Here is a 15508-nt window from a genome sequence, read left to right as displayed (position 1 = left end):
TACACAAAGATGAATAAGTTGCATTCAAGCTTTCATCACCCACAGCGCTCCGGCCATGCCGAAGTAGGTCGGGCAGGCATAGGCGGTTTCCCTTATCTCCATTGGAACCTTCTTCAGGAGGCCGTAGAGGACGAGGAGCTGCCAGTAGCTGTCCACCAGGGCTTTTCTCACGAGCTCTTCGGGGATTTCCATGAGCCTCTCCAGCCTGTTTTCAGAGAGAATCTCCATGACGAGCCTGTCGTACTCCTCGCTCTCCTTCACCTTCCCGTACGGGCCCTTTTCATCGTGTCCGTGCCCGTGGTCGGCGCTGGCTATGAAGGCCACCCGCTTCCCGCTCCCCTCTATGACCTCCGCGATAATCTCGCCGAAGCGAACGAGGGCTTCTCTGGACACGTTTCTGGCCGGCGTCAGAAGAACGAGCGGCTTCTTTTCGAGGAACTGCAGGGGTATGAGCTCGCCCCAGCTCAGCGGCCAGCGCGAGTACTCACCGCTCAGTGCGGCGAAGTTCAGGTCAGCAACGGGCAGGCCGGCACCCTTCGCCGACTCGTAGATTTTCCCCGCGAGGTCTCTCTCGGTCTCCCATTCTCCGGGAAGCTCTTTGCCCTCGAAGCCGAGCCACGAGACGAGATGTTCCGCCATGACCACGCCGAGGTGGTCGCTCATCCGGACGTTGTGCGGGCTTATGAGGACGTAGGCTTCAGCCCCCTTGAATTCCTCGCCGATCTTCCTGAGAACCTCCGCGAGTCTTCTCGTCTCATTGTCTTCCGGCTCCAGGACGGGGTTTCCGTGGGGCATAACCGCGGCTCCAATCAGCATGGTATCACCGGTGTTGCTACATCCTTTCCATTTATACGCTTTGCCGGGTTTTACGGCTTACCATTTCTTTCTGAACTTTCGTCGGGAGTAAGGCTTATAAACATTTACACCATTGTAAATGTTTGGTGAGTGGTGTGGACTTTGGGCTGTTGATGGAGCGTTACGGCTATGCGCTCCTACTTAGGCTCATGATTGCCCTATCATTTGGCATTATGGCCGGAACGCTACTCTTCTGGAGCTATTTCACCAACGGTATCGCCGCGTTCTTTGTGTGGCTTTATGCTGCGGCCATGCTCCTCTTGAAGCGCCTCTATGAGCTCCTATTCGCGGAGAATCCTGACCTGCTGTCAGAGAAAAATGAGGGGAACAGGCAGCGGGCAAAGCGTTTCTTTATGAATCGTTTCTGATGCAGTTTTCAAGCCCTTCGAGCGGGCACTCCGTAATTTCTCCCTTCGAGGTGCGCCTGAGGGTTCTCAAGCCCGAACCGGTGAGTATCGAGACGACCTTGGCCCCGCTTGGAAGGTCGAGCCTCTTCAGCGCCGCTATGCCTGTAGCACTCGCCGGCTGGACGAAGAGGCCTTCGCCGGCGAGCTTTCTCTGAGCTTCGAGTATCTCATCGTCGGAAACGGATACACATTTCCAGCCGAAGTCCCTCAGGAGTTTCAGAACCACGTTCCCGCTCGGCGGATACGGGTTGGCTATGGCCTTAGCTATGGTCTTGGGGCTCTCAAAACGCTCGATTTTTGCTTTACCTTCCCTAAAAGCCCTGTATATCGGCGAACAGCCCTCCGCCTGAACCGCTATGAGGGTTGGGAGGTCATCGATGAGCCCGCTCTCGTGGAGCTCGATGAAGCCTTTGGCTATTCCCCGGAAGAGCCCGCCCGAGCTGGTCGGAATCAGAACGTAGTCCGGGCTTATCTCCTCGGCTATCTCGAAGGCTATGCCCTTGTAGCCCTCGATTCTGAAGGGGTTGTCCGAGTTCATGAAGTAGACCCCGAGCCTTTCCCCCAACTTCAGGCTCTCGAAGTAGAGCCTCCCGTAGTCGCCGTGAACCCTGATGACCTCGCCGCCATAAACCGAAACTGCCTTCAGCTTCTCGTCGCTCGCGCTCTCGGAGACGAGAATCTTCGCCTTCAACCCGAAACGGGAAGCGTAGGCCGAAACGCTCGCCGCCATGTTTCCTGTGGAGACGGTTCCAACGGTTTTGTAGCCGGCCTTTAGGGCATGGCTCATCGCCAGAAAAGTGCCCCTGTCCTTGAAGCTCCACGTCGGGTTTACCGTCTCGTTCTTGAGGTAGAGCTTCACTCCAAGCTCTTTGCCGAGCCCCGACTTCACAAGGGGCGTGTCGCCCTCGCCGAGGGAGAGCTCCAGTGCCGGTTCCACCGGCCAGAAGTCCCAGAACCGCTCCCAGACGCTCTTTCCTATGTACGGTTCGCCGGTGAACCTTTCGAACTCCAAGGGCTTGCCGCATTCACACCTCTGAACCGGTTCGTCGTAGGTCTTTCCGCAGATGGGGCAGACGAGCTTCATTTTATTCCCTCCTTTCGGCGATCAGGAGAACGGAGTTCCTTTCAATCCTTATCGTGTAGTTCGCGTAGGTGTTGCCCTCCGCGAGCTTGGAAACGGTTTCCCCAAAGGTCTTCGCGGCGTTCTCGCTTGAGAAGACGACCTTCCACTGGAGGAGATAACCCGTCGCGTTCTGGGTTAGGAGAAGCCTATCCCCGCGCCACGCAATCGAGACGTTCCAGGCGGTCTCGTCCTCAAGCTTCGCAGCGTCCCTGAGGAGGAGGTAGACGTAGTACTCGCCGAGTCTGTCTTCCTTGAGAATCCGTGAGTTCGGCGGTGCGCTCAGGGTGACGTTGAGGGGGGTAACGTTTTCGAGGTACAGCTCCGGGTGCATGACCTGCTGCGCCGAGACCGGATAGCGGCTGTACGCCTCGTTAACGAGCCCCCAGCCGCCTTTCTCGTAGAGGTACCTCACAAATCTGTCGCCGAAGACATAGGGGAAGATGTGGAGGTCGGTTAGGGGATTCCCGCTCAGCGAGCGTATCTTGTGAATCGGTATCCCGTTCCTCTCACAGTAGAGGTCGGCGACGAGGTCTGCGTCGCCCTCGATGAGGGACTGGACCGCTATGGTGCCGTCGTAGGTGTCGGCGCCGTACTTCGCGTCGAACCACTGCTTCTGGAGCACGTGGACGCTCTCGTGGGCCATCGTTCTCCTGGCGGTGTCCTGGTCGGACATGAAGTTCTCCTGGATGATGTAGATGGTATCCCCCACCGTCGCGGCTATCCATCCCGCGCTCCGCTCCGTTTCTTTTTTGATGTACTGATAATCCGGGGGGAGGAGAAGGGTCATCTTGTAGATCAGCTCTTCTATTTTCATCCTCTCGATGTCCGCTTTGCCGGGCTTCCATTTAGCTAGAGCCTCGCTCTTCGTGAGGACGACTATCTTCGGCCTCTCTTTGAATGTGAGGTTCCTTATCTCCTGAACCTGGTCGAGTATCCCGTTTACCTCTCCGAGAACCGCGCTCGGGTTGACTGTTAGCCTCTCCGCTGCGTAGAGCGCCAAGATTAGCAGGACTACCAGCCCGAGAACCGCGGACTTTTCTGGGAGATTCCGCATGTTACAAACTCGAAAAGAGAATTAAAAAGGGCTTTGGTGCAACCGTTGAACGGTTCACCCCTTGAACTCGACGAACTCCTCCTTCATGCCGTCCCTCGTTATGACGACGACCTGAACCTTCCGGTCGCCGGTGTAGACGTCCCTCTTTCCGGCCGTCCTGACGGCCCTAACCGCGAGCTCCCTTGCCTCTTCGACGCTCATGTCCTTCTTGAAGCCATCCTCAAGGACGGCTATGGCGAAGGGGCTTCCCGAGCCGGTCGCGGTGTAGTCGTCGAAGATAAGGCCGCCCATAGGGTCGAGGTTCGCTAAGGTCGGCTCGTCAACGTAGCCGCCTATGATTATCTGGACGAGGTAGGGGAACCACTTGTTCTCGTTGAGGATGTTGCTGAGCAGGTTCGCCATGGCCTTGGTGCTCATGGGCCTGTTCCAGGTGAACTGGTAGTATCTGGCTTCAGCCTCAAGCATTCTCGCCAGTGCCTGAACGTCGCCAACGCTTCCCGCGGTGGTTATCGCTATCCTGTCGGTGATTGGGACTATCTTCCTGATGTTGAGGGTCTCGACCATGTGGTCGAGGGAAGCCTGCGTATCAGCGGCCAGAACCACGCCGTCCTTGGCCTTTATTCCCACGGTGGTGGTGCCGGTTTTCTTCGTTTCCATTCTCTCACCCCTGACCCATCTTCTCACCCGACGTTTTAAACCTTTGCTAGACCCTTGCTAGAATGACTCTGTGACCATCTACCTCCGTTATCTTGGCCTTTCCCTGTAGATGTCTTCAGTTATCCAGGGTTCTAGCCTCCTTGGGCCGTCTCTACCGGTGCTTCTGCACCCTAAAAATAGTAGGGAATGGAGATTTAGTCTCCTTCTCTTCCCCATGGGTTCGTGGAGTCCACGCATACACCTGTTCTCGGGTTGCACGGTGGTGAAGGTACCTTGCCGTCGGTTATGACGCCGAACACCAGTGGGACGTTTACCTTTGTCTTTGCTCCACTCGTGCCGACATTAACTCCCAGAACACTGTACATAGCATAGCAGCTCTTCCTGCTATCCACGCTCAACGTGTACGCCACTTCTGACTTGGCATTGTTGTACTTGTGGAATCCAATTGTGATGCTCAAAGCGTTGGCGAGTTTTCCCAGCTGGGGATTTGTATTGGCTAGGTACCTGCCCGCCAAGGAACCAATTGGAATGCTGAAGCTGGAGCTTGATTTAAAGCTATCGCTTTGGGTTTGCCACACGGATATGGCAAGTTTTGATGTGCGGGGAGGTATCAGGGTTCTATTCCACTCACAGTCCTTTGGAATTGCCCATATGTTTGGAGTTGCGGTAATTTTGGGGGGATTGCTTCCGGAGGACTCTGTGGTAAGCTTGCGGCCATCGTTTGACTCCACGATTTTATACTCTCCTGTGCTGTGGATTTTCATTAGGTACGTCTGCGCTATCTGAATGTCGATGTACTTCCTCGTAACCTTGTCGTATGCCGGAACTTTGGCGTGGGCTACTATATACTCCACCCTGATGTTGAGATACCTCTCCCAGTCATCGGAATTGATTGGGAGATTTCCGTCGCTGTAGTATCCAACTTTCAGTCCCCACCCTCTGAAGTGTTCTCCTATTGCCGTGCTGAGTACTGTGAAGGGTCCCACGTCAATTCCAACTGTCCAGTAGCTGTAGGTGCTCTCACTGAGATGTAAAAGCCAGTTGTAGTTAACTCTCTCTGCGGCCTTGTTCTCAATTTTCAATCCCATTACTGAGACCCATTCGTCGAAGGTTTTTGCCTTTGCTCTTCTGTCAAAGTACAGGTCCCACTGGGGGTTGAGGCAGTACCTTCCTCCAAAGTCTATCCAGCCCCTTGGACATGAGCCCTTTGCCTGAATCTGATAGTCCCCCTTCAGGTTCAGCGTCTTTTCGCTTTCGAGCTTGATTCTGCTTGAAGTTATGCTTTTCACTCCCAGCTTTCCGTCCTCCGTGATGTAGAGTATTAGGGGAGTTGGTGGGGCGTAGAGGGCTTTTTCGGCAGTTGAGAGTTCCTTTATCCACTCGTGCCTGGGTACTTTGACGAAGGTTGGGAAGAAACCGCCGGCTTTTCCATTCTTCAGAACTTTAACGCTTCCGTTGGGTAGGGGGTAGTAGATGATGTAGTTGCCTGAGCCTTCGATTTTGTAGACGTCGTAGCCGAGTATCCTTGTTACTGAGTCTTCGTTGCCTGCCGTGTAGTCTAGGGCCCCTGCTGTGGTTCCTCCCAGGAGAATCAGCAGTAAGACCACTAACAGGGGTTTCTTTCTCACCATGGCAAATCTCACGTATTAATTGCTCAATATGAACTTATAAGATTTACTCTTAAAGTTTGGAAAACCTGATGGGCCTTTCGTTCATTTGGAGCCTGAGTAACGGAGAAGAAAAAGAATATACGACCACATTCCGGCCATTTATTTGTCCGCTTTCAAATCCCCGCTAGGAGAACCCTGTGGCCATCGACCTCGGCTATCTTTGCCCTCACACCGTAGACTTCCTCGACGATCCTGGGTTCCAGCTCCGCCGGCTTCCCCTCCCAGTACTTCTCTCCTTCGTTCAGAAGGATAAGCCTGTCCGCATAGCGGAGGGCCAGGTTAAGGTCGTGGAGAACGGCCACGATTATCTTCTCCTCCTTGAGGCCCTTCAGCAGCTCCATCACCATGAGGGAGTGGTTTATATCCAGGTGGCTCGTCGGCTCATCCAGGAGTATCGCCTCGCTCCCCTGCGCAAGCGCCCTGGCCACGAGGGCCAGCTGGTACTCGCCGCCGCTCAGGTTCGTAACTGGCTCTTTCCTGCGCTCCCAGAGGTCGACGCGCTTTAAAGCCGCCTCAACGTTGCCCCTGGTTGCGTAGGCACCCATCTCAACGAACTCCTCGATGGTGAAGGCGAACTCGGGGAAGGAGCTCTGCGGGACGTAGGTTATGAGCCTCGCCCTGTTCTTGGGCTTCAGTTCGAGCAGGTTAGTCCCGTTGAACCTCACGTGGCCCTTCGGCCGCAGAATCCCCACCATGCACTTGAGGAGGGTTGACTTTCCGGCCCCGTTCGGTCCGATTATGGCTAGCAGTTCACCCTTCTCGGCGGTGAACTCAACGCCCTTCAATACTTCCTTCTCGCCGTAGGCGAAGGAAACCCTGACCTCAAGAGTTCTCATGAGTACAGCTCACCCCTCTTGTGCTTCATCAGGAGGTAGAGGAAGAAGGGCGCCCCCATGAGGGCGGTTATGATGCCGACGGGGAGTTCGGTGGGCTTTGCCAGCGTCCTCGCCAGCAGGTCTGCGAAGACGAGGAGAACGCCTCCGAACAGGGCGCTCGCCGGCGTGAGCTCCCTGTGGTTCGGGCCCAGGAGGAGACGCATTATGTGCGGACTGACGAGGCCGATGAAGCCGATTATCCCTGCGGTGGAGACGGAGAAAGCGGTTAGAACCGCTATCGCTCCAATGAAGAGCTTCCGGTACAGGTGAACGTCCAGACCGAGGGCTATGCTCTCCTCCCCGAAGAGTATCAGGTTCAGCTCCCTCCACTTCCAGGCCAGGAAGCCGACACCGAGGACTGCAACGATGAACATCTCGCCAACGTCGCCCCAGCCGGCGCCGTTGAACGTTCCCATGAGCCACATCCACGTTACGTGCGCCCTTTCCCCCTGGCTTATGATGAGGTACCACGTTACCGCGCTCGCCAGAAAGCCGTAGGCTATGCCCGCCAGGAGGAGCGTGTCAACTGGAACGTGGCCGTCGACCTTCGAGACCGTGTAGACCACCAGAACCGAGAGCAGGGCGGAGACCAGGGCGAAGGAGCCCATGTGCGCGGGTGCGTAGATGGCCGCAAAAGCGGCGCCTATTCCCGCCCCAGCGCTCACTCCGATTATGTACGGGTCAGCCAATGGGTTCCTGAAGAGTGCCTGGCTGGCAACGCCCGCCGAGGCGAGGGAAAGTCCGACCAGATATGCCAGCAGGACCCTTGGAAGACGAAGCTCCCACACGATGATGAAGGCCTTCGGCCTCTCCCCGGGTTTTATGAACGGAAATATCCCGGATAGGACTGATTTTATCCCGTAGGCCACGCTGGCCGTTACGTCCGAGGGGTTCAGGTTAACCGAGCCCACGTAGACGCCGAGGAAGCCGGCTATGATTGAAAGGGTCAGCAGGGCGGGGAGCCATTTTCTCATGGCCATGGATTATTTGTCCAGGCGTTTAAATCTTTCGACTACTCAAGGGGTGACCTTCCGTACTTCAGGAAGACCCTCAGCTCTGGACTTTCCGCCTTTATTATGTTGAGCAGCGCCTTCAGCTCTGCCTCGAAGGCTTTCTTCTCGATTTTCACTCCCTCGTGGGCCCTCTGGAGCGGCCTGAAGTAGCCGTTCCTCTCGTGCCAGAGTATCTCCGCCAGCAGGTCGTCATCTATCTCCCTGTTGCTCTGGAGGAGGTATATGACGCCGCCCTTCATGGTGCGGATGTAGGTCATTGGAACGCCGTTTTCTATGAAGTGCTCAACCTTGGGGAAGTGTTTCCTCAGAACCTTGGGCATCCTGTGGCTTATGGCCTTCCCTCCCTGGGTTATTACGTAGTAGCCCGCCCTCTCCTCGCCGTAGGTCTTTCTGAGGTATGCGTCGAGGTATGGCACGTCAACGATGTCTATCCCGAGCTTTTGGGTCAGCTTTCTGTTGTAGAAGCTCTTGGCGACGTAGACGAGATCGAACTGGCCGCTTCCCAGGAGCTTTTCAAGCGAGTACAGGTACTCCAAGTAGCCGAGAACGACGTGGACGGCGTTTCTGGCGTCGTCTAGGGAGAGGCGCTTGCTCTCGGCGTACTCCTCAAGATTTTCGAGTATCTCCGTGGCCTTTACGGTGTCTTCCTCCTTGAGGGCTTTCCTGATTTCCCTGAATGCGCCGTCGTAGTTGACGATCTCCTTCCCTTCCATGGCCCTGTAGTACTCGGCATACTCTTCAAGAACCCTGTCGGCCAGGATCACGTCGCCGTTTATCCTGCCGTCCCTCGTTAGTTTTCTTTCCATCTCCTCGTAGTGCTCCCTTAGCTCCTCAATGAAGCGCTCTATAAGCTCCTCAAGGCGCTCGTCCCCGAGGGCGCTCTTTATGGTCGTTATCCCCCTCACGCTCTCCGGATAAACGGGCGGCCTAGTGAGCGAGCCGGTCAGCGTTCCGTCCATCATGACGTAGTCGACACTGCCAATATTCGCCGCCAGAAAACCCAGCTTGTTCTCAAGGGTCTCCATCTGGAGGCGGATTATCTGGTCGGATATGCCCTGGTTGTAGAGCATGGCGTTGGTGTAGACCAGCCTGTATGCCGGGCCGTTGCCGAAGGCGTAACTTGAGACGACGTAGAAAATCGTTCCGCTGAGCCTCTGCTTCCCCTGGCTCCCATCGATGGCGTAGACCCTGCTCCCCCTCCTCTCCGGCAGCTCGCGCCACTCTATGGTTTTCAGCTTCTCCTGCGCCTCGGCGTAGCCCCTCTGGAGCATCCGTTTTATCCTGTCAACGCTGGCCCTGTCTATGAGCCTGTACCCCATCGTCACACCCCCAGCTCGACCTCTTTGACCACCGAGACGCCGTTCTCAAGGCTCACCCGTATCACCCTGTCGGCGGCATCTTTCAGCTCTTCATCGTGCGAAACGACTATGACCTGCGGTATCTTCCTCAGGTAGCGCTGCATTATGTCGACGAGCCTTCTCCTCCTCTCGTCGTCGAGGTAGGGCGTTGGCTCGTCCAGGATGAGCAGGCTTATCTCACCCGCGAGATAGAGCGAGAGCGCCAGCCTGAAGGCCAAGCCGAGGGCTATCCTCTCCCCACCGCTGAGGAAGCCGAGGCCGTATTCCCTGCCGTTGTAGAGCACCCCGAGCCTTATCCTGTTCTCCTCCGCCTTCACGGTAACCCCGGAGTACTTCTCCTCGGTCAGCTCTTCGAATATCTCACTGGCTATCTCGCCGACCTTCGCCAGTGCCCCCTCCTTGAGCATGGCCTTGTAGCGCCTCACCTTCTCCCTGAGTTCCTGGACCCTCTCGCGGGCTTTCTTGAGCTCCTCAAGTTCCTTTGCCTTCTCCTTTCTCCGGTCTTTCTCCTCCTTGAGCTTCCGGAGGTTTTCCATGGTATCGTCGCGCTTCTTCTCCAAAGCATCTAGCCGGGCCTTCTTTCCGGCCAGCTCCTCTCTGAGCGAGGCGAAGGCTTCCCGGGTCTTTTCGTGCTCCTCCCTGCTGTAAAGCCTCTCCTTCTCTGTCAGCTCATCCATCAGCGCGTTCAGGGCTCTGATCTCGGCCTCCAGGCTGCGTTTTACCTCCTCAAGCTCCAGCCTGAGCCTCTCTAGGTTATTCTTCTCCCTCTCGAACTCTTTCTCGGAGTTCTTCAGTTCGAGGTAGCGCTTGTAGGACGGTTCAAGCTCGGCAAGCTTTCCGTCGAGTTCCTCCATCTCGGAGAAGCCCATCTCCTCAAGCTCTTCATCGAGCTTTCTCAGCTTCTCCTCGATCGACTTGAGTTTCCCCTCGGCGAGTGCCCTCTTCTTTTCGAGGGTCTGTGCCTTCTCAAGCTCGGCTTTCGCACTCTCCAGCTCACCTTCCAGCTTGCTCAGTTCGCTCTTCACTCCCTCGTATTCCTCCGCCTTTTTCCTGAGTCCCTCAAGGTCGTATTCCTTCAGCTTCTCTTCAAGGCCGGCTATCTGGTCGAGGAGCTCCTTCTGCCTTATGAGCTCGCGCTCCCTCTTCAGAACCTTCTCTATTTTGACGAGCTCGCTCCTGAGCTTCCTCTCCCTCTCGTCGAGTTCCTTCAGGGATAGGGAGACCTCCTTAAGTTCCGCCCGGTACTTCTCGATTATCTCATTCCGGTGCTCCTCGGTCAGCTCTCTGCCGCAGACCGGACATCTGCCTTTGGCCTTCTTCAGCTCCATTATAGCCCTGTTCCTCTCCTTGACCAGGTTTTTCAGTCCACCGCGCTCCTCGTTTATCTCGTTTAGCTCTACTTGTATCTCCTCCTTCCTCTTCTTTGCAGCCTCGATCTCTGCGGAGAGCTTTTCTATCTCCTCCCTGGAAAGTTCGAGGCGTTTTCTGAGGCCTTCCAGCTGCGACAAGGTGGATTTAGCATCCTCGTATGTCCGGGCGTCCTTTTCGAGCCCTTTGAGTTTCCTTTCGAGCCTGTCCCTCTCTTTCTCCAGATACTTGAGGCGCTTCTCCAGTTCGCTCAGCTCGGCGAGGCGCTCCTCTATCGCCGAAATCTGTGCCCTGTAGTTCTCGGCGAGCTTCTCGTTTCTGGCCTTCTCGTCCACATAGCGCTTTCTGAAGTTCGAGAGCTTCAGGTAGGACTCGGCTTTCTCCTTTAACTTACGGAACTCCTTCACCCACTCCTCCAGCTCACTCAATCTTTGTTTGCTCTCGGCTATGCGTTTCTCAAGTCCCTCCAGCTTCGTCTCAAGCCGCTTTCGGTTCCCTTCCCTCTCCTTGACCTCAAGTCTGAGGGAGTTTATCTCCTTCTCCAGGGCATCGAGCTCCCCGAGCTTTCTCTCCACTCCCTCCAGTTCCTTCTCCAGCTTTGGAATCTGGGGTGAGAGCTTGCTTATCTCTTTGAGGGCGTTTGAGAGCTCCCTCTCCATCTCTCCAATCAGCTCGTCGAGGTTTTCCGTGCTCTTCAGGTAGTCCTCCGTCGATTTTATCCTGCGTTCGATTTCCTTTCTCACTTCGAGGAGATTTTTGTAGGCGTTTTCGTACCTGTCGAGGCCGAGAACCTGGCGAACGACCTTTTCCCTGCTCTCGTCGCTCTCAAGGATGGCATCGATCTCCCCCTGCCTTATGTAAATCGCGTTGAGGAAGACGTCGTACGGAACGAGCTTCTCCATCCAGTCCCTTACAGCTTTTTGGCTCGTCTCCGTGGCGTGCTTCCAGGAGCTTCCGTCGTGGTACTTGGCGAAGGCCATTCCCCGGGTTATGTTCCTGTGGAGCTGGTATTTGATGCCGTCCTTCTCGAAGAAGACCGTTATCTCCGTGGACTTTCCGTCCACCCTGAGTATGTCCTCCTTTCTGAGGTCTTTGGGCTTGCTCGGCCAGTAGAGGCCGACGAGGAGCGCATCGAGGAGGGAGCTCTTTCCTGAGCCGTTCTGACCGATTATGAGGTTTATCCCGCTCGTGAAGTTAACCTTCGTCAGCCCGTGGGAGCGGAAGTCCTTGATTATGAGCTTTTCAATCTTCATCTCCACCACCGATCCAGGCGAGAATGCTCCCCGGCTTGCCCTTCGGTCCGGGTTTCTTCGCCTTCTGAGCCTTTTCGGGCTTCTCCTCTTTCTTCAGGGGTTTTTCCTCCTTGGCTGGAACAGGCTCTTCGCGCTTCTCCTCTTTGGCTTCCGGCTTCTTCTCCCACCCGCCAAGGAACAGCTCGACGACGGCATCTAGGGCATCGAACTTCTTCTCGCCGGTCAGTTCTATCGCCCTCAGCTCCGCTGGGGTGAAGTACTCCGCCGGCTTGGGCACCTCTCCGCCGGCGGTAGTTTTCAGCCTCCTCTCGAAGCGCGTTCTCAGGTAGAGGTACCTAACCTCCAGAATCCCCTGGAAGTGTGAAACGTCGTAGGGCCTTTCCCAGCGCAGGTCGAGCCTCACGAAGGCCTCTCGCGGTATCTTGCCCCTGAGGCGCTTCAGTTCCATCTTGGCGGTTTCCTCGTTGGCTTTCATTTTAATGTCTATGAAGGGCCTCACCCTCAGCTCGATGAACCTCGGCTTAAAGTCCTCGACTATGTAGAAGCCCTTCCTGGTGCCCGCTTCCGGGATGAAGCTCCTCCCGTTCCAGCGGTACCTGAGCTCGTAGTCCCCGAAATCCCAGCGCTGGAGCGATCCCGGATAGACCAGCGTCCCTATGTCGTAGCTGGTCTCAAAGCTTCTGTGGATGTGGCCGAGCGCGTAGTAGACGTAACCCTTTGGCAGGTCTTCCATCCTCAGCTCGAAGTAGTCGCGCTGGCTCTCGGGGATTACCCCCCTCATCCTCTCTATGAGTTCCTTTATCCCCTGGTGGAGCATCAGGATGGCGTCTCCCTCCGGCTTGAAGATTTTCTCAAGATGGTTGCGCTCAAGCCAGGCGGCGCTCATGTACTTTAGTCCGTGAATCTCGACGGTCTTTCCGCCCCTCTCAAAGACGCCCTTAACGAGGTATTTGCCCCCAAGCTGCTCGCTCGTCAGGTATTCGTTCTCAACCTTCTCGTCCCTCAGACCGACGAGGTGGAGCAGATCGAGCCCCTCAAGGAGATGGTACGCGGAGACCTTCCTCTGCGTTCTGTCGTGGTTTCCCTCTATCGCAAAGACTGGAATTCCGGCTTCCCTCGGTTTTTCCAGTATTTCTATCGCGGTCTTTATGGTCTCTGGACTGGGCCGGCTTGAGTGGAACAGGTCGCCGGCTATGAGAATGAAGTCCACTTCCTCCGCTACGGCCCTCTCCATCGCCTCCCTGAATGCCTGGGCAAACTCCTCGGCGCGGTAGGGAAGGCGGTACTGCTCGAAGCCGAGGTGGACATCGGCCATGTGGGCGAACTTCATGGCTTTACCCTCCTTTGGGCTCTCCGAATGTATTGACGGTTTTGATGGCCTGTTCCGGGGTTATCCTGCCAAGTTCTGTCCCATCGAAGTCGGCATCGAAGCTGACTATCCTCAGGTTGTACAGCTCCGCAAGCCTGTACTGGTAGGCGTCGTCGAAATCCAGGTTGAACCTTTTCATAGCATCAACGAGTCCTCTGAATTCCAGCGGGGGCAGCCTCAGAATTGTGAAACCGCCGTTCATGATTATGTCTTCAACGAACCCTGGAAAGGCCTCCTCCTTTCCCGCCCGGGTCATTATGATACCTATTGAGTACAGGGTGAAATCCGATACGTGAACGAGCTCCGGCGGCGTTTTCTTGAGGAACTCCTCCGCAACCTTTGAGTTTGCCTGTTCCAGGAGAACTTCTAGGAATACGTTGGTGTCCACCAGGAACATCAGCCCCACCATTCAATCGCCTTGTGCTGGAGTTCCACCGATGTGTACTCGTTTCTCAGCTCCCTCAGGGCCCCCTTCCACTCCATTTTGAGACCTTTCCCCCTCCTTGAGCTCCTTCTTTCCAGGAGGAATTCTATGTAATCCAGAACCTCCCTCTTGAGGTCGTCAGGGAGCATTTCAAACAGCCTGTAAGCATCTTCCATAATCCTCACCTCCCAGCCTCAGAAGTCCAGCTCTATGCCCTCCTCCTCGTAGAGCTCCTCCTTCTTCTCCTCGGCTTTCTCGCGCTCCGCCCTTTCCTTCCAGCGCCTCACGACGCCTATGTCCTCGCCCCCGTAGTCGCCGCCGAGGGCCTTGAAGTTGTAGACCTTCACCAGCGCCGGCAGACTTATGGCCTGGCCAACTATCACCGCTTCACCCTTGCCGAGGCCGGCTATGTCCCCCATCAGCTCCCCGCTCAGCTGTTCGCTGGCTTTTATAACGTAGTTCTGGTCGTTTGGGTTTACGATGCGCATTATGATTTTCGTGTTCGTCTGGCTCAGCACGTCCTCGTTGAGCCTGCTCGGCCTCTGGGATACGAGTCCCATGCCGACGCCGAACTTCCTGCCCTCCCTGGCTATCCTTCCGAGTATCCTCACGGTTCCGCCCTTCTCGCCGTGGGGTGCGAAGATGTGAGCCTCTTCTACTATTATGAGTATAGGTTCCGAGAGGGCCGGATAGCTCGCCTCGACTGAGCGGATGAACTTCTCAAGCTCCTCCACCTCTTCCGAAACGGCCGAGATTCTGCTTCCGTACTTTCTCTTGAGGTATTCTAGCCTCTTCCTGGCCTTCTCGTAGTCCATTCTGGTTTCGAACATCTTTTCGAGGAGTTTCGCGGCGACGAGCTTCATCTGGCCTTCGTCCAGGGGGCCGAGGTCTATGACGTTCACCATTCCCGCCCTGATGGATGCCACTATGTCTTCGCTTGAGAGCAGATGGCCGTAGTTCCTCAGGAAGCGGGATATCTTCATCGTGAGCCTCGTTATCGTTTCCCTCTCGGCGGCCTTTATCTCGCCGAGGTCGCGGTACTTGTTTGCGTGGGGGTCCCAGTAGCTTCCCCCCGCGTTGGTTACCCAGTTCTGGAGCAGGTCGAGGACGGCCTTGACTATCTCCCTCCCACCAAGGTTGGGGTTCTCGTGGAGAACGGTGTCCCAGGCTCGCAGCAGGTAGGAGCGCTGTATGGTTGCGTTGCTCCCTATCTCCATGAGGTCGGCCAGCTCCTCGCCGTCCATCGTCTCGGGCTGGATTCTCGCCTCGATGAGGTTGACGTACTTTGTGCCCGTGTTGGGAAGGCTCAGGCGCATGTAATCGCCGTGGGGGTCGAGGACGACGACCGTTCCCCTCAGCTCTTCCACCATCTTCCAGAGCATGACCGAAACGGTGTTGCTCTTGCCCGCTCCGGTAACGGCTAAAACCGCGAAGTGCCTCGAAACCAGTTCGTCGGCGTTGAGGTATATCGGCACGTCGTCCCTCAGAAGCAGGGTTCCAACCTCGATGAAGCCCTCCCCACCGTAGTAGATTGCCCTGAGGAGGTCGGAGCTGGCTGTGTAAACCTTGTTTCCGTTGGGAACCGGGACGCGGTTGGGAACTATCTCTGCCCCCTCGCCCCTGAACTCTATCCTCCCCAGCACATGAACTGTGACTATCAGCGCCTCGTTCTCGCCTATGCTCTCCCCGTACTCGCGCAGGTCGAGGTCAAGGCTCGCGAAGGTGCTCTTACCCTCACTGAGGAGCCAGTTGATGTTTTTAATCCCTCTGATGGTGCCTATAACCCACTCAACGTCGTCTCCCCAGCGGCAGTTCCTGTCCTTCGCCTCCTTGCACAGCCTTGCAACGACGAAGTCTCCAAACTTGAGGTCGCTATCGGGATGAGCGTAGAACTGGAATGAGTTGACCGTGGCTTCACCGGTCACGATTCCAACCGGGCTGTTGAGGTCTTCGGCTATGCGCATAACATCACCCACCGGTTGACTTAGTTTTCGGGGGCTTTAAACTTTACTCCGGAAAGTAGGGGGGAGAATCAGCCAGGAATCCGGTCATCATCCCGCCGTCAGGTTCGAGAGTGCTCAT

Annotated in this window: 14 protein-coding genes; 1 reads left to right on the top strand and 13 read right to left on the bottom strand. The window is 56.0% G+C overall.

All coding sequences use genetic code 11. The features are described from left to right. Positions 1-24: 24 nt before the first annotated feature. Positions 25-816, bottom strand: a complete 792-nt coding sequence (locus tag E3E51_RS02520) for an extradiol dioxygenase (protein ID WP_167911516.1) — start codon at positions 814-816, stop codon at positions 25-27. Between the two features lie 125 nt (positions 817-941). On the opposite strand from E3E51_RS02520, the gene E3E51_RS02515 reads away from it, so the two are divergent. Beyond that, the gene (locus tag E3E51_RS02515) at positions 942-1223 is read left to right on the top strand and encodes a hypothetical protein (RefSeq protein ID WP_167911515.1); all 282 of its coding nucleotides are present in this window, start codon (positions 942-944) and stop codon (positions 1221-1223) included. Here the strand turns inward: E3E51_RS02515 and thrC are convergent. The 12 genes from thrC to herA form a co-directional block, all read right to left on the bottom strand. Then, the gene (gene thrC, locus E3E51_RS02510; RefSeq protein WP_167911514.1) at positions 1207-2346 is read right to left on the bottom strand and encodes a threonine synthase; all 1140 of its coding nucleotides are present in this window, start codon (positions 2344-2346) and stop codon (positions 1207-1209) included. The genes E3E51_RS02515 and thrC overlap by 17 nt on opposite strands. A gap of 1 nt (position 2347) precedes the next feature. Next, positions 2348-3439, bottom strand: a complete 1092-nt coding sequence (locus E3E51_RS02505) for a DUF4157 domain-containing protein (protein WP_167911513.1) — start codon at positions 3437-3439, stop codon at positions 2348-2350. A gap of 54 nt (positions 3440-3493) precedes the next feature. Continuing rightward, a complete protein-coding gene (gene psmB, locus E3E51_RS02500) occupies positions 3494-4096 on the bottom strand; it encodes an archaeal proteasome endopeptidase complex subunit beta (RefSeq protein WP_167911512.1) in 603 nt (200 codons plus the stop codon). 194 nt (positions 4097-4290) lie between these two features. Beyond that, on the bottom strand, positions 4291-5739 hold the full coding sequence (locus E3E51_RS02495) for a hypothetical protein (RefSeq protein ID WP_346765930.1): 1449 nt from the start codon (positions 5737-5739) through the stop codon (positions 4291-4293). A 140-nt stretch (positions 5740-5879) separates the two neighbouring features. After that, on the bottom strand, positions 5880-6602 hold the full coding sequence (locus E3E51_RS02490) for an ABC transporter ATP-binding protein (protein ID WP_167911511.1): 723 nt from the start codon (positions 6600-6602) through the stop codon (positions 5880-5882). Further along, the gene (locus tag E3E51_RS02485) at positions 6599-7615 is read right to left on the bottom strand and encodes an iron ABC transporter permease (RefSeq protein ID WP_167911510.1); all 1017 of its coding nucleotides are present in this window, start codon (positions 7613-7615) and stop codon (positions 6599-6601) included. The genes E3E51_RS02490 and E3E51_RS02485 overlap by 4 nt, the downstream gene beginning before the upstream one ends. Before the next feature lie 38 nt (positions 7616-7653). Then, entirely contained in the window at positions 7654-8973 is a 1320-nt protein-coding gene (gene nurA, locus E3E51_RS02480) for a DNA double-strand break repair nuclease NurA (RefSeq protein WP_167911509.1), read from the bottom strand. Positions 8974-8975: 2 nt separating this feature from the next. Then, complete coding sequence (gene rad50, locus E3E51_RS02475; protein ID WP_167911508.1) at positions 8976-11633, bottom strand: DNA double-strand break repair ATPase Rad50; 2658 nt, start codon at positions 11631-11633, stop codon at positions 8976-8978. Continuing rightward, positions 11623-12963, bottom strand: a complete 1341-nt coding sequence (mre11, locus tag E3E51_RS02470; protein WP_167911507.1) for a DNA double-strand break repair protein Mre11 — start codon at positions 12961-12963, stop codon at positions 11623-11625. The genes rad50 and mre11 overlap by 11 nt, the downstream gene beginning before the upstream one ends. A 4-nt stretch (positions 12964-12967) precedes the next feature. Continuing rightward, complete coding sequence (locus E3E51_RS02465; protein ID WP_240924217.1) at positions 12968-13411, bottom strand: PIN domain-containing protein; 444 nt, start codon at positions 13409-13411, stop codon at positions 12968-12970. Beyond that, positions 13399-13602 carry a DUF2281 domain-containing protein gene (locus tag E3E51_RS02460; protein WP_167911506.1) on the bottom strand — a complete coding sequence of 68 codons (204 nt, stop codon included), beginning with the start codon at positions 13600-13602 and terminating at the stop codon, positions 13399-13401. Before E3E51_RS02460 ends, E3E51_RS02465 begins: the two co-directional genes overlap by 13 nt. 18 nt (positions 13603-13620) lie before the next feature. Next, positions 13621-15390 (bottom strand): DNA double-strand break repair helicase HerA, encoded by a 1770-nt coding sequence (gene herA / locus E3E51_RS02455; RefSeq protein ID WP_167911697.1) that lies wholly within the window; start codon positions 15388-15390, stop codon positions 13621-13623. Positions 15391-15508 lie beyond the last annotated feature (118 nt).

Origin of the sequence: Thermococcus sp. 21S7 (assembly GCF_012027615.1) — an archaeon.
In the GTDB taxonomy this organism is placed as follows: Archaea; Methanobacteriota_B; Thermococci; order Thermococcales; family Thermococcaceae; genus Thermococcus.
The sequence above is the reverse complement of the archived record's forward strand: the minus strand, read 5'-3'. Positions and strand labels throughout refer to the sequence as shown.